The organism is Arthrobacter sp. PAMC25284, from assembly GCF_019443425.1.
Lineage (GTDB): Bacteria > Actinomycetota > Actinomycetes > Actinomycetales > Micrococcaceae > Arthrobacter > Arthrobacter oryzae_A.
The window spans coordinates 3,184,014-3,202,092 of the sequence record NZ_CP080382.1; the positions used below are offsets into that span (position 1 = coordinate 3,184,014).

General features: G+C 66.8%; 12 protein-coding genes and 5 pseudogenes. 6 read left to right on the forward strand and 11 right to left on the reverse strand.

The window, feature by feature from the left end:
* Together KY499_RS14735 and KY499_RS14740 are read right to left on the reverse strand one after the other, a co-directional pair.
* Positions 1-1,224 (reverse strand): ROK family transcriptional regulator, encoded by a 1,224-nt coding sequence (locus KY499_RS14735; RefSeq protein WP_219885707.1) that lies wholly within the window; start codon positions 1,222-1,224, stop codon positions 1-3.
* Between the two features lie 10 nt (positions 1,225-1,234).
* Positions 1,235-2,513 (reverse strand): annotated as a pseudogene (locus tag KY499_RS14740) (FAD-binding protein).
* A gap of 245 nt (positions 2,514-2,758) precedes the next feature.
* On the opposite strand from KY499_RS14740, the pseudogene xylA reads away from it, so the two are divergent.
* From xylA to KY499_RS14760, 4 genes and pseudogenes are all read left to right on the forward strand, one after another.
* Positions 2,759-3,950, forward strand: a pseudogene (xylA, locus tag KY499_RS14745) (xylose isomerase).
* Between the two features lie 19 nt (positions 3,951-3,969).
* Complete coding sequence (locus tag KY499_RS14750) at positions 3,970-5,475, forward strand: xylulokinase (RefSeq protein ID WP_219885708.1); 1,506 nt, start codon at positions 3,970-3,972, stop codon at positions 5,473-5,475.
* The gene (locus KY499_RS14755; RefSeq protein WP_219885709.1) at positions 5,462-6,541 is read left to right on the forward strand and encodes a Gfo/Idh/MocA family protein; all 1,080 of its coding nucleotides are present in this window, start codon (positions 5,462-5,464) and stop codon (positions 6,539-6,541) included. The genes KY499_RS14750 and KY499_RS14755 overlap by 14 nt, the downstream gene beginning before the upstream one ends.
* A 109-nt stretch (positions 6,542-6,650) precedes the next feature.
* On the forward strand, positions 6,651-6,860 hold the full coding sequence (locus KY499_RS14760; protein ID WP_219885710.1) for a hypothetical protein: 210 nt from the start codon (positions 6,651-6,653) through the stop codon (positions 6,858-6,860).
* Between the two features lie 62 nt (positions 6,861-6,922).
* Here the strand turns inward: KY499_RS14760 and KY499_RS14765 are convergent.
* A pseudogene (locus tag KY499_RS14765) lies at positions 6,923-7,643 on the reverse strand (alpha/beta fold hydrolase).
* A 102-nt stretch (positions 7,644-7,745) separates the two neighbouring features.
* On the opposite strand from KY499_RS14765, the gene KY499_RS14770 reads away from it, so the two are divergent.
* Entirely contained in the window at positions 7,746-8,444 is a 699-nt protein-coding gene (locus KY499_RS14770) for a YafY family protein (protein ID WP_123256937.1), read from the forward strand.
* Positions 8,445-8,476: 32 nt separating this feature from the next.
* On the opposite strand, the gene KY499_RS14775 is transcribed toward KY499_RS14770, so the two are convergent.
* The 7 genes and pseudogenes from KY499_RS14775 to KY499_RS14805 all read right to left on the reverse strand — a co-directional run bounded on the left by KY499_RS14775 (position 8,477) and on the right by KY499_RS14805 (position 15,738).
* Positions 8,477-9,616, reverse strand: a complete 1,140-nt coding sequence (locus KY499_RS14775; protein WP_219885711.1) for a Gfo/Idh/MocA family protein — start codon at positions 9,614-9,616, stop codon at positions 8,477-8,479.
* The gene (locus tag KY499_RS14780) at positions 9,601-10,299 is read right to left on the reverse strand and encodes a ThuA domain-containing protein (RefSeq protein WP_219885712.1); all 699 of its coding nucleotides are present in this window, start codon (positions 10,297-10,299) and stop codon (positions 9,601-9,603) included. Before KY499_RS14780 ends, KY499_RS14775 begins: the two co-directional genes overlap by 16 nt.
* Positions 10,300-10,345: 46 nt before the next feature.
* Positions 10,346-11,350 (reverse strand): sugar phosphate isomerase/epimerase, encoded by a 1,005-nt coding sequence (locus KY499_RS14785; RefSeq protein ID WP_219885713.1) that lies wholly within the window; start codon positions 11,348-11,350, stop codon positions 10,346-10,348.
* A gap of 52 nt (positions 11,351-11,402) precedes the next feature.
* A pseudogene (locus KY499_RS14790) lies at positions 11,403-12,582 on the reverse strand (Gfo/Idh/MocA family protein).
* A gap of 27 nt (positions 12,583-12,609) precedes the next feature.
* On the reverse strand, positions 12,610-13,512 hold the full coding sequence (locus KY499_RS14795) for a carbohydrate ABC transporter permease (protein WP_219885714.1): 903 nt from the start codon (positions 13,510-13,512) through the stop codon (positions 12,610-12,612).
* On the reverse strand, positions 13,512-14,411 hold the full coding sequence (locus KY499_RS14800; RefSeq protein WP_219887035.1) for a carbohydrate ABC transporter permease: 900 nt from the start codon (positions 14,409-14,411) through the stop codon (positions 13,512-13,514). The genes KY499_RS14795 and KY499_RS14800 overlap by 1 nt, the downstream gene beginning before the upstream one ends.
* Positions 14,412-14,418: 7 nt before the next feature.
* Positions 14,419-15,738 (reverse strand): extracellular solute-binding protein, encoded by a 1,320-nt coding sequence (locus KY499_RS14805; RefSeq protein WP_219885715.1) that lies wholly within the window; start codon positions 15,736-15,738, stop codon positions 14,419-14,421.
* 303 nt (positions 15,739-16,041) lie between these two features.
* Between KY499_RS14805 and KY499_RS14810 the strand changes: the two genes are divergently transcribed.
* Entirely contained in the window at positions 16,042-17,082 is a 1,041-nt protein-coding gene (locus tag KY499_RS14810; RefSeq protein ID WP_219885716.1) for a LacI family DNA-binding transcriptional regulator, read from the forward strand.
* Here the strand turns inward: KY499_RS14810 and KY499_RS14815 are convergent.
* Positions 17,067-18,054, reverse strand: a pseudogene (locus tag KY499_RS14815) (aldo/keto reductase). The gene KY499_RS14810 and the pseudogene KY499_RS14815 overlap by 16 nt on opposite strands.
* Positions 18,055-18,079 lie beyond the last annotated feature (25 nt).

Here is an 18,079-nt window from a genome sequence, read left to right on the forward strand (position 1 = left end):
TCAGCCTTCCAGGAGTGCGGGCGCCGGGAGGGTGCCCAGGCTTGCGGGATCGGCCAGGAACCGGGTGAAGGCGAGCTCGGCGGCGCCGATCATCATCAGGTCCGGGCCGAGCGCTGAGTGGTGGATGTTGAATTCGTCGGCGGGACCGTCCAGGGCCTGGGCCCGGATGAGCCGTTCCAGGGTGCCGGGGGCGAGTCCGTGCAGGACGCCCAGGAACCCGTCCAGAACCAGCGCCTCCGGGTTGAACATGTTGACGGTGTTCCGCAGGGCGATGGCCAGGTACTCCAGCTGCCGGTCCACTTCCTCGGACACCCCGGAGCCGGGGGTGTTCCGGAGGGCGTGTTCCAGCTCCACGGCGTCGCCGCCGGCGAGCCCGGCAAGGTCGAAGAGCCGGGACTGGGAAACCTCCGTCTCCAGACACCCGGTGGCTCCGCAGTGGCAGGTGTGCCCGGCGGTCCGTACGAAAGTGTGGCCGAGTTCGCCGGCGTAGCCGGAGGCCCCGCGCAGCAGAACACCGTCGCAGATGACCCCGCCGCCGATGCCGGAGGCGCCGCCGTTGACGTAGACCAGGTTTTCCCGGCCGGCGCCGGCGCCGAAGATGAGTTCGGCCTCCGCGGCCAGGGAGGCGTCGTTGGCGGCGCTGCACTCATAACCGGTGGCGTCGGCGAGCATTTGGGCCACGGGTTCGTTGCGCCAGCCCAGGTGGGGGGCGTGCCGGACGACGCCGTCCGCCCGGTTGACCAGCCCGGGCACGGCAATGCCGATGCCCGTGATCCGGTAGGAGGCCTCAAGTTCGGAGCGCATCCCCTCGATAACTGCCGCGGCGCTGTTGACGGCCTCCCGGGCGGTGGGGATCCGCTCCGTGGCGAAGCGGATCTTCCGCTGGACTTTCCCGCCGAGGCTCACCAGCCCGATCGTCACCGCATCGATCTCCGGGTTGACCGCAATGGCCGCCGTCGACCGGCACGGGTGCACCTCGGGGCTGGGCCTGCCCACCTGGGCCTCTCCGGTGGGGGCAGTCTCATAGACCAGCCCCCAGGCCACGAGCTGACCGATCAGGGTTCCCACCGTGGACCGGTTCAGGCCGGTCCGCTTGGTCAGCTGGGCCCGGCTGAGGACGCCGTGGTGGTGGATAAGGGAGGTGATCAGCGCCAGGTTGTTCCGCCGTGACGGATCCGGCTCGGCGGACGGCGGTGCGGGGCGCGGGATTGAGGTGGGCATCATCGCGAGATTATCAGTTGCCGAAGACGGTGCGGTCCAGGAAGCTGTTCCGGAACTTCCCGGCCGGATCCAGGCGGTCCGCCAGGGCGGTGAAGTCGCCGAAGCGCGGGTACAGCGGCGCGAGGGTGCCGGCGCCGGCGTCGAACAGCTTGCCCCAGTGCGGGCGGGCCCCGAACGGGGCCAGTTCCGCTTCGATCAGCGGCAGGATGGCCTGGACGGCGGGCTGGTCCGGGCGCCAGGTGAAGTGCAGTGCGATGCCGTCGCGGCCGTAGTTCGGGCTCATCCACAGCCTGTCCGCGGCGACGGTGCGGATTTCGCCGACCAGCAGCAGCGGGGTGACCACGTCCGATAGCCGGCGCATGGTGCGGAGCGCGTCCGCGGCGTGCTCGCGGGGGAGGAGGTACTCGCTCTGGAGCTCATCGCCGTTGCTGGGGGTGAATTCCATCCGGAAATGGGCCAGCCGGTCCGACCACGGCCCCGGCACGCCGAGCTGTTGGGTGCAGTTGCTGCCGGAGACCCCGGGCAGCGGGTGCAGGGCCGCGGTGGCCGGGGTGCCGCCGAAGAACCCTGCCTGGTCCGGGGCAGGGCCGCCGATGCGGCTTTTGAGCCAGGGCCTGCCCCACCGTTGATCCGCTCCAGTCGGTGAACAGGCTCACGCTGTAGGCGGCGGACGTGACGGCGTCGAAGTTCTCCAGAACCTGGTCCCAGTCGAGATTTTCAAACACCTGCTGACTGACCTCGAAGCTGGGTTCGATGTCCAAGGTCAGGCGGGTGACGATGCCGAGGGCTCCAAGTCCCACCACCATGCCGTCGAAGTAGGGGTCGCCCCGGCGGGCGGAAAGGAGTGCGCCGTCGGCGGTGACCAGTTCCAGGGCCCTGACGGCGGTGGCGAGGTTGCCGTTGGTATCCCCGGAGCCGTGCGTGGCCGTGGCGACGGCGCCGGCCACGGAAATGTGGGGCAGGGACGCCAGGTTGTGCAGGGCGAAGCCGCGGCGCTGCAGCTCCGCGGCGAGGGTTCCGTAACGGACGCCCGCACCGACCGTCACCGTCATGCCGGCCGGGTCCACGCTGATCCCGGCGTCCGTCCGGTCGGCATCCAGCCGGTCCAGGACAGCCAGGGTGCCGGAGGTGTCCGCAATGTCATTGAACGAATGCCGGGAGCCCAGCGCCCTGACGTGGTCTGCGCCGGCCAGCAGTTCCTGCAGCTCCGCCACACTGGCCGGGTGGGCGATCCGGGGTGCGCGGTAGGTGTGGTTCCGGGCCCAGTTACGTTCGGTCACGAGCTGCTCCATTACAGGCCATCCTTAGCTTTGAGCCTCCAGGCCCGGGTTTGGTGTTTTCTAGAACATAACCCTACCGGCAGGACGGGTTCGCTGGGAAGCGTTTTTCCTGCGGATGCTGCCGCCAAGGAAAGTTTTGCGGAAGTGGTTGACATCACCACAATTTCGAATATGTTTGTTTGCAGAACAATTTATGCGGGCCGCCTCAAAGCGGACCGGACCGGCACCATCCACCACCACACTCCTTGGAGCTTTCAATGGCGATTCAGCCCACCCGTGAAGACAAGTTCTCGTTCGGCCTCTGGACCGTGGGCTGGCAGGCCCAGGACCAGTTCGGGTCCGCCACCCGCCCGCCGCTGGACACCGTGGAGGCCGTCAACCGGCTCAGCGACCTCGGCGCCTACGGCATCACCTTCCACGACGACGACCTCTTCCCCTTCGGCTGCACCGCGGCTGACCGCCAGCGCGAAATCGACCGCCTCACCGGTGCGCTCAAATCCACCGGGATGGTCGTCCCGATGGTCACCACCAACCTGTTCAGCCACCCCGTGTTCAAAGACGGCGGCTTCACCAGCAACGACCGCGGCGTGCGCCGCTTCGCCCTGCGCAAGGTCCTCGACAACATCGACCTCGCCGCCGAACTGGGCGCCGAGACGTTCGTGATGTGGGGTGGACGCGAAGGCAGCGAATACGACGCCGCCAAGGACATCCGCGGCGCCCTGGAACGCTACCGCGAGGCCGTGAACCTGCTGGGCGACTACGTGACGGACAAGGGCTACAACATCCGGTTCGCGATCGAACCCAAGCCCAACGAACCCCGCGGCGACATCCTCCTCCCCACCCTCGGCCATGCGCTCGCGTTTATCGAGACCCTGGAACGCCCCGAACTGGTAGGCGTGAACCCCGAAACCGGGCACGAGCAGATGGCCGGGCTGAACTTCACCCACGGCATCGCCCAGGCCCCTGTACCAGGGCAAGCTCTTCCACATCGACCTCAACGGCCAGCGAAGCATCAAGTTCGACCAGGACCTGGTGTTCGGCCACGGCGACCTCCAGAACGCCTTCTCCCTCGTGGACCTGCTGGAAAACGGCGGACCCGACGGCGGCCCGGCGTACACCGGTCCGCGCCACTTCGACTACAAGCCCAGCCGCACCGAGGACATCGACGGCGTCTGGGACTCCGCGGCCGCCAACATCCAGACCTACCTGCTGCTCAAGGAACGCGCCAAGGCCTTCCGCGCCGACCCCGAGGTCCAGGCAGCCCTGCTGGCCTCCCGCGTGGCCGAAATCAACGAGCCCACCCTCAATCCGGGCGAAGGCTACGAGCAGCTCCGGGCCGACCGGGCTTCCTACGAGGACTTCGACTCCGGCGCGTACTTCGGCGGCAAGGGCTTCGGGTTCGTGAAGCTGCAGCAGCTCTTCATCGAGCACCTGCTCGGCGCGCGCTGATCCGGTGACGGCTGTTCCCATGACACTGGTTGCCGGGGTGGACTCGTCCACGCAAAGCTGCAAGATCGTCGTCCTGGATGCCGGCAGCGGGGCCCTGGTCCGCGAGGGCCGTGCCGGGCACCCGGACGGCACCGAGGTCCACCCCGACCACTGGTGGCAGGCCCTGTCCGAGGCCATCAACGACGCCGGCGGGCTGGGCGGCGTCAGCGCGCTCTCCGTCGGAGGACAGCAGCACGGTATGGTGCTGCTCGACGCCGAGGGCAACGTGGTGCGGCCCGCACTGCTCTGGAACGACACCCGCTCGGCCGGATCCGCCGCGAACCTCACCGCCGAAGTCGGCGCCGAGGACTTCTCCCGGCGGACCGGACTGGTCCCGGTGGCGTCCTTCACCGTCACTAAGGTCCGGTGGGTGCGCGACCACGAACCGGAAGCCGCCGCCCGGGTTGCCGCCGTGGCGTTGCCGCACGACTGGCTCACCTGGCGCCTACGCGGCTACGGCCCCGCCGGGTCCAGCCCACTGGGCCCGGACCTGGAACAGCTGACCACGGACCGCTCCGATGCCAGCGGCACCGGCTACTGGAGCCCTTTCTCCGGCAGCTACGACCTGGACCTGTTCAAGCTGGCGTTCGGGCGCGATGCCCGGGAGGCCGGGGCAGCGGGGGAGCGTGGCGATGCGGTCATCCTGCCGCGGGTTGTGGCCCCGGGGGATTCCGCCGGACGGGTCCACCCGGATTGCTTCGGTGCCGACAGCGGCACCCTGGTGCACGGAGCCGGAGACAACGGCATCCTGCTTGGCCCCGGCGCCGGTGACAACGCCGGTGCCGCGCTCGGGCTCGGCGCCGGGCCAGGTGACGTGGTGGTCTCGGTCGGGACCAGCGGGACGGTTTTCGCCGTCGCCGCTGAACTGCATTCGGACACCACCGGCACTGTGGCGGGATTCGCCGACGCCGGCGGAGCGTACCTGCCGATCGCGGTGACCCTGAACGCCGCCCGGGTCCTGAGCTCCATTGCCGGGATGCTGGACGTGGACTTCACGGAACTGGCACGTCTGGCCCTCGATGCCGAACCAGGCGCCGGCGGTGTAGTCCTGATCCCGTATTTCGAGGGCGAACGGACCCCCAACCTGCCGCACGCCAAGGCAAGCTTCCACGGCCTGAGCATCGAGTCCACCACCCGGCCAAACCTGGCGCGCGCCGCGATCGAAGGCATGCTGTGCGGGCTGTCCGGAGGCCTGGACGCGCTGCAGGAGCTGGGCTACCCGGCCCGGCGGCTGCTGCTGATCGGCGGCGCCGTGCAGAACCCGGCGGTGCAGCGGATCGCCGCGCAGGTCTTCGACCTGCCGGTGGTCATCCCCACCCCGGGGGAGTACGTTGCCCGGGGAGCGGCCGTGCAAGCGGCCTGGGCGCTCACCGGCACCCGTCCCGGCTGGGACGTGGCGCTGGACGCGACGCCCGAGCCGGACTTCCAGGCACTCATCAGCACGAACTACAAAAGGGCGGCCAGCCACAGTGATGCCGGTAACTGAACCGCAGCTTGTCCGGACACCGTTGCTGGCAGCAGGTCTCGATGACCCGCTGCCGGCCACGGGCCGTGCGTTGCGCTGGGGCGTCATCGCCACCGGACGGATCGCGTCCATTGTGGTCAGCGACCTGGCCCTGCTCTCCGACGCGGTTCTGCAGGCCGTGAGCTCGCGGACGCAGGCCGGCGCCGACGCCTTCGCCGCGGAGCACGGCTTCGCTAGTGCTTACGGCGACAAGGCCGACGGCGGCCTGTCCGGCTACCAGCGACTGCTGGCGGACCCCGCCGTCGACGTCGTGTACATTGCGACGCCGCATGCCAACCACTACCAGGTGGGGCTGGAGGCCCTGGGCGCCGGCAAACACGTCCTGTGCGAGAAACCGCTGACCCTGAACGCGCGGCAAGCGGAGCACCTCGTCAGCGTGGCCCGGGAGCAGAACGTGTTCTTCATGGAAGCGGTCTGGTCCCGGTTCCTGCCCAGCATCCAGCGGGTAGCCGGGATCATCGCGTCGGGCGAACTGGGGGAGGTGCGCTGGATCCAGGCCGACCTTGGCTTCCCGGCGCCCTTTGACCCGGAAGCCCGGCTGTGGAAGCTGGAGGACGGCGGAGGTGCCCTCCTGGACCTCGGTGTCTACCTGCTGACCTGGGCACAGATTGCGCTGGGCCAGCCCCGGTCGCTGACGGCCACGTCCCACCTGAACAGCTCCGGGGTGGACACTGAGACCGCCATGTCCCTCGTCTACGACTCCGGGGCGCAGGTGCAGCTGATGACGTCCCTGACCACGGTATCCACACAGACAGCCACGCTGTCAGGGACCAAGGGGACGCTCAAATGCAACGCGCCGCTGTTCAATCCGACGGAACTGACCATCACGACGGGTCCGGGCGAGACCCGCGTGGAGAAGTTCCTTCTTGCCGGCCGCGGCTACACGTACCAATTGCGCGAAGTGACCCGGTGCATCCAGCAGGGCATGACCGAGAGCCCGACGATGCCGCTGGCGGACACGCTGACCATCATGTCCCTCCTGGACGAGGTGCGCAGCCAAGCCGGCATCCGGTACCCGGCGGACTAAGACCGTTCGGGGCCGGGGCTAGTGCCCTGGTGCTGACGGTCACGGACAAGCACTGCCACTCTGGCGCCCGCCGTCACGGCCCCTGAATCTCACACAAGAAAGACAGCCAATGACCACACTCCCTGACCGCATCGAAATCCGTGTCACCACCCGCCAGACTCTCGACGATGAACTCGAGCAAGCCGTGCGGGACCTGCAGGAAGCCGCCTTGCAGACACGGACACGCGGAATACTCATCACTTGTCACGAGGCCGGCCGCTACATGGCCGAGCTATCCGATCAGGTTCCCTTCGGGATCACGCGCGAACTCGTCCACTGACCCCACCACACTCCGCGCCTCCGGCGAGGCGTTGCCAGGCGGCTGGCTGCCGCATGAGGTGTTCAGTTGGTTCGCGAAGCCTCTGACTGGATGACCTGGGCGAGATCGCGGGGACTGCTCCACATAGGCCAATGGCCCGTCGGCAGGTCAATGACGTCGAGGTGTTCAAGGTTCGCGACTTCGGTGAACATTGGATGACCGGTTTGGGCCAGCTCCAGCACCTGCGCACTAGGGATTGAGCAGCAGACCAGGGTGGTCCGGACCTTGCGGCGGGCTTCGTTGGTGAGCTCGACGGGCTGGCGAAGTACGGGGCCGGGCTCCGGGACGGCCCTGGCCCGAAACTGCTCGAGGACCTCTGCGCTCAGGCCCTTCGAGGCTCGCCTGCTGTCCGAGGACCTCGAAAGGCGGCAGCGGAAGCTCCTCCAACTCCGCCGGGAGGTCTGGGGCGAAGACACTTCCCGTCGCCACAGGGCCGGAATCGACCCACACCACCCGGTGGACAAGCTCAGGGTGCCGGTCTATCACGAGGCTGACGGGAGCGTTAGCCCCACTATGGGCGACGAGAACTGCAGGCTGATTACCGTGTTCAGCAATGACGCCCAGGATTGCTTCAGCCTGGGCGTCGAGGGTTTTAGTCGCACGCTCAGGGTCCTGCGCGTCGAGACCGGGCAGCGTCATCGCAATGGCACGAGGTTGGTCGGTTTTCAGGTGTTCAAGAACTTCATCCCACGCCCAGGCACCCAGCCAGTGGCCGGCGATGAGAATGATGGTGGGGCTGGTCATAGCGGTTGTAATGGCACAACTCTCGCAGGCCCTCCGGACAACGGTATGTCACTATTTATGTCATGAATTCCCCTCGGTCTAAGTAATGAAGCGGTCTGAGCAGTGAAGCGGGCAGAACGGCTCCATGCTCTATCAGAGACGTTGCGCCGCAGCGGCACGCGGGGGGTCTCCGCCGAACGGTTGGCGGAAGAGTTCGAGGTGTCCGTGCGCACCATCAAGAGGGACCTCGATGCTCTGGAGAACAGCGGCGCACCGCTCTGGTCGCGTCCAGGTCCGGGCGGTGGCTACGGATTTGCTGTCGGCGCGTCCCTGCCACCGGTCAGTCTGTCTCCGGCACAGGCTGTGGCGCTCATGGCCGCTGTGTCCGCCGCGGCTGATGCCCCCTACGCTGATCTGGCAGCAGCCGGTATCCGGAAGATCCTGGACGTCCTCGACCCCGGAACCCGGGCAAGAGCTGACGAGCTGGCCCGCCGTGTGTGGGTCAACGCGCTTCCCTCGTCTTCACGCGCGACTAAGTCGGCACTGGAAGAGGCGATGGCCGAGCAGCGGGTGATCCGTATCCGCTACACATCGGGGGACGAGTCTACGACCACCCGTGACGTTGAGCCCGTGCTGTTCGCGTCCGCCAACGGCCAGTGGTACCTCATCGGATGGTGCCGGATGCGCGACGCAATGCGGTGGTTCACTGTGTCGCGCATCGAGCAGGCCACCATAACCAAGGCGGTCTGCAGCGGCCATACCATCCACGAGGTCGGAGAACCACCGGCGAACGCCAGACCGGTACACGGTCGTGGCGAATGAGCCACTGACTCGACCCTCCGGTCAGGCCCTTGCTAGGCGACGATCTCCTGCACCTGCCCGTCCGCGGGGGTCTCCTCCGCGGAGCCTGCCAAAACGGTCAGTTCTACCAGGGCCGGCCGGGCCGCGGTGCTTTGGATCTGCACGGCCGCTCCGCTGCGGGCTGATTCCAGCACGGATTCCATGACCTCGAGCGCGTGGTAGGCCAGCTGCCCGCCGGCCCGCGGTTCTGATCCGGCAGGGGTCGCGGCCAGGTCCGCGATGCCGAAGCCGCGGCCCGAGTCCACATACCCGGCCGAGACCGGCAGGGTCTCCCACGCGTCGGCGCCCAGGGTGAAGAGTTCCACGGCGCCTTCGAAGTAGTTGGGGTCCGGAACCACCAGGGAGCCGAGCTCGCCGTGGATCTCGATGTTCGAGGATTTGGTGTTCACTGCGTCGAAGCTCATGACCAGGGTGGAGAGTGCCCCGGAGGCGTGGACCAGGATCCCGGTCACGTGCGAGTCGGTGGCGACCGGAATCACCTCGCCTTCGCGCGGGCCCGTGCCGATGGTGCGCTCGGTCCGGGTGTGGCTGGCGGCGCCGATGACCGATACCACCGGACCCAGCATGTTGACGAGGGCGCTGACGTAGTAGGGGCCCATATCCAGCAGCGGGCCGCCGCCGGGCTGGTAGTAGAAGTCCGGGTTGGGGTGCCAGCGTTCGTGGCCGGGGGTGACCATGGTGGCCGTGGCCGAGATCGGGGCCCCGATCAGGCCATCGTCGATGGCTTTGCGGGCCGTCTGCACCCCGGTCCCCAGGACGGTGTCCGGGGCGCAGCCGACGGCGACCCCGGCCTCGCGTGCCGCGTCCAGGACCTGGCGTGCTTCGGCCGTCGTGGCCGCCAGCGGCTTTTCGCCGTACACGCTCTTGCCGGCGGCAATCGCTTTGAGGGCGACGTCGGCGTGCGCGGCCGGAATGGTCAGGTTCAGGACCAGGTCCACGTCCTCGGCGGCCAGCAGGTCCTCGACGGAGACGGCCCGGACGCCGTCGTAGCCGTCGGCCACGGCCTGGGCGCGGGCCGGATCAAGGTCCGCGACGGCCACCAGTTTGAGTGCCTCGAGGCGGGGGATGTTGGCCAGGTACTGGGCGATGATTGCGCCGCAGCCGATGATTCCTACATTTAACGGCTTGCCCACAGCAGGCCCCTTTCGATGATGGTGCGGACGTTGCTGTCCTGGAGGATTTCGATGTTGTGGCCGGGAGTGGCGACAAAAATGCGGCCCTGGCCCCACTGCCGGGTCCAAATGGCGGGCGAGGTCACTTCACGGTTCCAGGGGTCCCATTCGCGGACCTTCTGCGTGGTGGTGGCCAGGACGTCGATGTAGTCGTCGGTCAGGACCCAGTACTGTTCGGTGACCAGGTCGAAGTCGCCGATGCCCTGGGTGATCGGGTGGTCTGCCGCGGCCGGGAGCATGTTGACCGTGTAGGGAACGTAATTGTCCGGCTGCTCTCCCGTGAGTTCGTCGGGGTGCTTGCCGGGGTGGCAGGCGAACTGGCCGCCGATCAAGTGGAGGTAGTCCGAGGTGTTCCGGTAGGAATCGGCGATCCCGCCGTGCCAGCCGGCCATGCCGGTGCCGTTCTCAACGGCCGTGCGCAGGCCTTCGAATTCGTCTTTTTCGATGGTGGTCATGGTCATGCACTGCATGATGAGGTCCACGCCGGCCATGTACTCGGCGTCGGCATAGATTTTGGTGGATTCCTCGACCCGGACGTCGTAGCCGTTGTCCTTGAGGAACGGGATGAACAGTTCCGTGGCCTCCAGGGGCTGGTGGCCGTCCCACCCGCCCCGGACCACGAGTGCGGTCTTGTTCTCTGTCATGGCATTTCCTTTGTTTGGATTGCGGTCCGGAGACCGGAAGTGGTGGTCAGCGGCTCGCGAAGGCAGAGTCGAAGGCGGCGACGGGAGGGGCGATGCGGGCGAGTTCCTGGACCATGGCCAGGGCCTGGGGCGCTCCGATCATCCGGTCCATGCCCGCGTCTTCCCATTCGATGCTGGTGGGTCCGCGGTAGCCGATCGCGTTCAGGGTCCGGAAGATGGGTTCCCACTTCACGTCGCCGTGACCGGCCGTGACGAAGTCCCAGCCCCGGCGCGGATCCGCCCACGGCAGGTGCGATCCCAGCCGGCCGTTGCGGCCATCGAGCTGCCGGATGGATTCCTTGACATGTACGTGGAAGATCTTCTCGGCGAAGTCCTGCAGGAACATGACCGGGTCCAGGTCCTGCCAGATGAAGTGTGAGGGATCGAAGTTCAGGCCGAAGTTTTCCCGGGGGCCGATTGCCTCCAGGGTGCGCTTGGCGGTCCAGTAGTCGTAGGCGATTTCGGAGGGGTGGACCTCCAGGGCGAAGCGGACTCCGGCGTCGTCGAAGACGTCCATGATGGGGTTCCAGCGGTCCGCGAAATCCTGGTAGCCGCGTTCGATCATGGCTGCGGAGGCCGGCGGGAACATGGCCACTGTCTTCCAGATGGAGGATCCAGTGAACCCGGTGACCGTCTTGGCACCCAGCCGGGCCGCGGCCCGGGCCGTGTCCTTCATGGCCTCGGCGGCCCGTGTGCGGACGCCCTCCGGATCGCCGTCGCCCCAGACGCTGTCCGGGAGGATGTCCCGGTGGCGCTCGTCGATGGGGTCGTCACAGACGGCCTGGCCGGCGAGGTGGTTGGCGATGGCGAAGACCTTGAGGTTGTTCTTTTCCAGGATGTCCAGCCGGCCCTGGAGGTAAAGGTCGTCTTCGACGGCGCGCCGGGGGTCAAGGTGGTCGCCCCAGCAGGCGATTTCCAGGCCTTCGAAGCCCCACTCGCCGGCGAGCCGCGCCACCTCCTCGAAGGGCAGGTCAGCCCACTGGCCGGTGAACAGGGTGATGGGTCGTGTCATGGGGCGTCCCTCGTTTTCGGGTTCAAGTCTGTGGTCGGTTCCGGCATGGTGCTCAGACGGATTGCCAATGGCTGGAGTTCGCGGCGCTGGTTTCCACGGCGGCCAGCACGCGCTGGACCTGGAGGGCATCGGCGAACGACGGTTCCGGCTGGCGCTGTTCAGCGACAGCGTTCACCAGGTCCACAACCTGGTGGGTGAAACCGTGCTCGTAGCCGAGACCGTGGCCGGTGGGCCACCAGTTGCCGGCGTAGGGGTGCTCGGGTTCGGTGACGAAGATCCGGCGGAAGCCGGCATCGGGGGATTCGGCGGCGTCGTAAAAGGACAGGACGTTCATTTCCTCGAAGTCGAAGGCCAGCGATCCCTTGGTGCCGTTGATCTCGATCCGCATGGCATTCTTGCGGCCCAGCGCGTAGCGCGTGGCCTCAAAAACGCCGATCGGACCGCCGTCGAACCGTGCCGTGAAAATCGCGGCGTCGTCCACGGTGACTGCCCCGCGCGGAGTGTCGGCGCCGGCGTCGCCGTGTCCGCCCAGGGCCCACCATGTCACCGGCGAGCGGGCGCTGGTCGACGAACGTTTCCAGGAGGGCCGAGACGCCGGTGATTTTTTGGCCGGTGATCCATTGGGTGGCATCGATGATGTGCGCCCCGAGGTCCCCCAGGGACCCGGACCCGGACTTGGCCTTGTCCAGCCGCCAGGTCATGGGCGCGTTCTCGTCGCTCAGCCAGTCCTGCAGGTACTGGGCCCGGACGTGCCGGACTGTTCCCAGCCGTCCCTGTTCCACGAAGCGCCGGGCCAGTGCCAGCGCCGGAGTGCGGCGGTAGCTGAAGCCGCACATGGCGAACACGCCGCGCGTGGCGGCAGCGTCGGCGGCTGTTGCCATGCGCTCAGCCTCGGCGACCGAATTGGCGAGCGGCTTTTCGCACAGGACGTGCTTGCCGGCCTCAAGGGCCGCAATCGCGATCTCCGCGTGGGTATCACCCGGGGTGCAGATGTCGATCAGGTCGATGTCCTCGCGTTCGATCAGCCGCCGCCAGTCCGTCTCCGTGGAGTCCCAGCCGAGCTTGGCCGCTGCCGCCCGGACGCCGTCCTCATTGCGGCCGGCGACGGCGGTGAGCTGGGGTTCCAGCGGCAGGTCAAAGAACCGGGGCGCGGTCCGCCAGGCGTGGGAGTGGGCGGCGCCCATGAAGGCGTAGCCGACCATCCCGACCCGTAGGGGCTGGGCGGTGGTCATGATGGTTCCTTTCGGGGCGTGGGCCGGTTACTTGCTGAACCCGGCGGTGAGTCCGCTGATCAGTTGGCGGCGGGCCACCACGTAGAGCACCAGCAGGGGCAGGGTGGCGAGCACCACGGAGGCCAGGACGGCCGGGATGTTGACGCTGAATTCGCCCTGGAAGGTCCATAGGGACAGCGGCAGCACCCGGGTGGAGGGGCTTTGGGTCAGGATGAGCGGGAACAGGAAGCCGTTCCAGACACCCAAGGCGTTGTAGATCCCGACGGTCACCACGGCCGGACGGGTCATCGGCAGCGCCAGGCGCCACATCATGGCCCAGTCGGAGCACCCGTCCAGGCGCATGGACTCGAACAGCTCGTTGGGCACGTCACGCATGAAGTTGGAGAGGATAAGGACCGAAATCGGGATGGCGAAGGCGATCGAGGGCAGGATGAGCGCCAGCAGGGTGTCATACAGGCGGGCCTGAGTGATCATCCAGTAGATCGGGATGATCGTTGCGTGCAGCGGAACCGCCAGGCCGAGGAGGAAGAGGCTGTTGGTCCAGCTCAGGAACCGGGACTTGCCGCGCACGATGGCGTAGGCGGCCATAAAGGACACCAGGAGGGCCGGGATTACGCTGCCGATCGTGACGATCAGGGAGTTCGTGAAGTACTTGACGAAGTCGTTTTCCAGGACGAGCTTGTAGTTGTCCAGGGTCGGCTCGGTGGGCGGCAGCATCGGGTTCGAGGTGAAAAAGCCCGCCTGGTTCTTCAGGCTCGTCACCACGACGTAGTAGATCGGCACGATGATGACGGCGAGCCAGGCCCATCCGGCCGCCCCGCCCAGAAGGTTCGGCCGGCTGCGTCCCGGGCCCTTCGCCCGCCGGCGGGGCGTTCCGCCGTCGTGCGTGGGGGTTGTAGGCGGGGCGGGAAGCTGGGTTGTGGAAGCCATCAGGCACCTTCCAATTGGCTGTCGTTGCGGTTCTTGCCGCCGATGCGCTGCAGGATCAGGGCCAGGGCAAGGCCGATCACCACGAGGATGACGCCAAGGGCGCTGGCTGCGCCCATGTCATTGGCCTTGAAACCGGTCAGGTACATGTGCAGGGGCAGCAGGCGCGTGGCGTACCCCGGCCCTCCGCCGGTCAGGACGAAGATGAGGTCGAAGTAGGCGAGCGAGCCGACCACCATGAGGGTGGAGGAGGTGATGATCGTGTACTTCAGCTGCGGCAGGGTGATGCTGAAGAACTGCTGCATGCGCCCGGCGCCGTCGATCTGTGCCGCCTCATACAGTGACGTGGGAATCTGGCGGACGCCGCCCTGGTAGATGAGGGTGTGGAACGGGACGAACTGCCACGCGATCACAAAAACCACCACGAAGAGCACGAGGTCCGAGTTGCCGAGCCAGTCCTGAGTGAGGAAGGGCAGGCCCAGCCCCGCGCCCAGGCCGAAGTTCGGGTCCAGCAGGGCCTTGAAGGCGATCGCGACCGCCGCGGAGGACAGCAGCAGCGGCACGAAGTACAGGACCGCCAGGGCCGCCCGGTATTTGTGGCCGGTGGAGGTGAAGACGCCCAGCAGCAGGCTGATTGGCGCCTGGACGATGAAGGAGAAGAACATGATCTTCGCCGTCACCACGAGGGCGTTGGCGGTGATCGGGTCCGTCAGCGCCGAGATCCAGCTGGAGAACCCTTCAAGCTGGATCTCGCCCAGCCCGTTCCATTTCGTGAAGCTGAGGAAGAGGACGCCGAACAAGGGAATGATCGCGAAGGCGAGGAAGAAGACGAGGGCTGGTACGGCCAGCCACCCCGACGGGGCCCGTTTCAAGGACCCGTCGGGACGTTCCGGTTGAGGCAGACACTGGCTATTTTCCGATCGTGGCGTTCATGGTGTCGATGAACTGCTCGGGGCTGATCTTCTGCAGGAAGATCTGGTCCAGGTTGGAGAGCATTGCGTCGCCCTGGGCGGGGCTCAGCGCCTGGTCCCAGGACATCGTGAAGTCCGGAGCGTCCTTGGCCATGCTGTAGACGAAGGTCAGGAAGTCCTTGTCCGGGGAGGCAGCCAGTTTGCTTTCGATGCCGGTGGTCACGGGGACGGCTCCGGAGTCGATCAGGGCCTGGGTGTCGGCCTCGGTGAACATCCCGTCCTTGATGTACTCGAGGGCGGCTTTCTTCTGGCTGTCGGAGGCCTTGGACGAGATGGACCAGAAGTTGGAGGGGTTGCCCACCACGTTCGCGGGGTCGCCCTTGCCGCCGGCGACGGTCGGGAACGTGGTGAAGCCGAGCTTGCCGCTGGAGACGAACTCCGCAGCGTCCTTCTTCATGCCCTGGTAGATCCATCCGCCCTGCAGGACCATAGCGGCCTTCCCGGTGTACAGCAGGGCCTGGTCGGCGTTGCTGTCGGCGGCGATGGAGGAGAATCCGCTGATGAATCCGCCCGCGTCCACCAGTTCCTGGATTTTGGTGAGAGCCTCCTTCACGGCCGGGTCAGACCAGGCGCCCGGCTTGTCCGCGGCGATGTTGGCAAAGACCTCCGGGCCGCCGATCCGGTCAACGAGGTACTCCAGCCACATCAGGTCCGGCCACTTGGACTGCCCGCCGAGGGAGAACGGTGCCACGCCGGCTTCTTTGAACTTGGGCACCAGAGCCATCAGCTCGTCCCACGTCTTGGGGGGCTGAGCGCCGATCTTTTCGAAGACCTCCTTGTTGAAGTACAGGACGACGGGCTGGACGTTGTTGTTGGGCACCGCGTACATCTTGCCGTCGATCTTGCCGTTTTCCAGGATGGACGGCAGGTAGCGGTCCGCGACGTCGGGGTTTTCCTTGAGGAAGTCCGTCAGGTCGGTTACCTGGCCGGCGTCCACGTAGGACTTCAGGACCCCGCCGCCCCACCCGTAGATGAACGTGGGGCCCTGGCCGGCGCCGACGGCGGTGCGGACCTTGGTCTTGTAGGCATCGTTCGCGAAGAAGTCGAGTTTTATTGTCTGGTCGGAGTGCGCCGTGTTCCAGGCCTCCACCGACTGCTGCAGTACGGGCTGGTTGCCGCCGGTGAGGCCCCACATGGTGGCCGAGTCCGCGCTGGCCGCCGTTCCTGCGGGGCCGCTGGAGCCGCAGGCGGCGAGGGAGAGCGACAGCGCCGCGGCGGAGAGGGCCATCGCGGCTGAGCGCAGTTTACGATTAGTCATTTGCATTCCATTCATCCTTAGGGCTCGACGCTGGTGGCCCGTTGTGTGTTCGGAAGTCCGGCCTTTGGAACAGGCAGCACTGCCGGGGAAGTGGTCGGTCAAACTAGTCGAACCGAAGTTTTCGAAATATTTCGCTAAAACTTGCGATCCGTTTAGACAAAGTTAGCCGCGCAGCGGACGAGCGTCAAGCCTTTTTAGTGAGAGGGCTCACAATTACGCGGTCCGAGGGTTGACGTTGGGCCAAAAGCAACGCAAGCTGATTTCAGCGAAATATTTCGAAAACTTGAGGAGACGAGTATCGCCGTGGAACATCAGGAAAAGCTGACGCTGGCCGCCGTAGCCCGCGAGGCCGGCGTTTCTGCGCCGACAGTTTCAAAGGTCATCAACGGGCGCGACGACGTCTCCGCTGACACCAGGGCGAAGGTGCTGACCGTGCTTGCGCGGACCGGATACAAGTCGCCGCTGCAGCAACGCAGGAACGTCTCCGGCCGGCAGGCCGTGGAAATCGTCTTCGACTCGCTGAACTCGGCCTATGCAGTTGAGGTGCTCAATGGCGTCCTGGAGTATGCGGCTGAATCCGACATTGAGGTGCTGCTCAACGTCACGGGCAAGCAGGGCGCCTCGACCCTGACGGCGGAGCAGCGCGCGCAGCGGATTATCGACGAAGGACGCTGCGGGATGATCGTGGTGACGTCGGCGTTCGGCGCGGCCCATCTGGATGCCTTCCATCGCCGGGGGATTCCCGTGGTGGTCATCGACCCGCTCAATCCGCCGCCGGGGGATGTGGTCAGCGTCGGCACCACCAACTGGGCCGGTGGCAAAGACGCCACCTCACACCTGCTGGAGCTGGGCCACCGGAGGATCGCCTACATTGGCGGGCCAGATGCCGCCGAATGCAATGAGGCCCGGCTGCACGGATATATGGCCGCACTGAGGGCGGAAGGAGTACCGGTCGAAGACCGGTACATCATCTCCGGCCAGTTCCGGTCCGAGCACGGTGCCAACGGCATGAAGGCCCTGCTCCAGCTCGAGCAGCGGCCGACAGCCATCTTTGCGGCAAGCGACAGCATCGCCCTGGGCGTACTCGCCGAGGCGCGCCGGCAGAAAATCCGGGTTCCTGAGGACATGAGTTTGGTGGGATTCGACGGCACGTACCAGGCCGAGGAGTCAGTACCCGCCCTCACTTCCGTGACCCAGCCGCTGCAGGAGATGGGCCGGGCCGCGCTTCGATTCATCCTGCGCCAGATGCGCGGGGAGGTGCTGGATTCCCGGAGGGTGGAGCTCGTCACGCGCCTGGTCGTCCGGGAATCCACCGCTCCGCCCCGGGATTACCAGCGCGGGTGAACGGCCTCGCGGAAGTACCGGTCATAGATGTCCCGGACGCCGTTGCTGAAGTCCCGGCCGACTGACGGCACCACCGCGGCTGCGGCGGCGTTGGACCGGGCCTGTTCCTGGTTCCTGGCCCCGGGGATGACAGAGCTGACCCCGTCCTGCGCAGCGATCCAGGCGATGGCGGCCTGGGCTGTGGTGGCCCCGGCCGGGACGAGGTTCCCGAACTCCGCGACGGCCTGCAGTCCCTGTTCGAAGTCGACGCCGGAGAAGGTCTCGCCGACGTCGAAGGCGGCACCGTTGCGGTTGTAATTGCGGTGGTCGTCCGCGGCAAAGGAGGTCTCCCGGGAGTATTTTCCGGACAGCAGCCCGGAAGCCAGCGGGACCCGGGCGATGATCCCGACGCCGGCGGCCTGCGCGGCCGGGAGAACCTCCTCCAGCGGCTTGAGGCGGAAGGCGTTCAGGATGATCTGCACGGTGGCCGTGCCCTCATGGCTGATGGCCTTCAGCGCCTCATCCGTCCGTTCAACACTGACGCCGTAGTTCCTGATGGCGCCTTCGCTGACCAGAGTGTCCAGCGCATCGTAGACTTCCGGGCGGCTGTAGACGGGGGTCGGCGGGCAGTGCAGCTGCACCAGGTCCAGGCAATCGGTCTGCAGATTCCGCCGCGAACGGTCCACCCACTGGCGGAAATTGGCCAGTGTGTAGTTCTCCGGCTGCTGTTCCACGCGCCGGCCCATCTTGGTGGCCACTGTGATGTCCAGGCCGGGGTTGGCGGCGAGGTAGGGCCCCGATGGTCTGCTCGCTGCGGCCGTCGCCGTAGACGTCCGCGGTATCAAAAAACGTCACGCCTGCGTCCACCGCGGCTGCCAGGATCCGGCTGGCCTCGGCCTGGTCCACACTGCCCCAGTCGGCCCCCAGCTGCCACGTACCGAGACCCACCACAGAGACCGAACGCCCTGTCTTGCCTAATATTCGTTGCTCCATCCTCCGACTATAAGTGCAGTCCGGA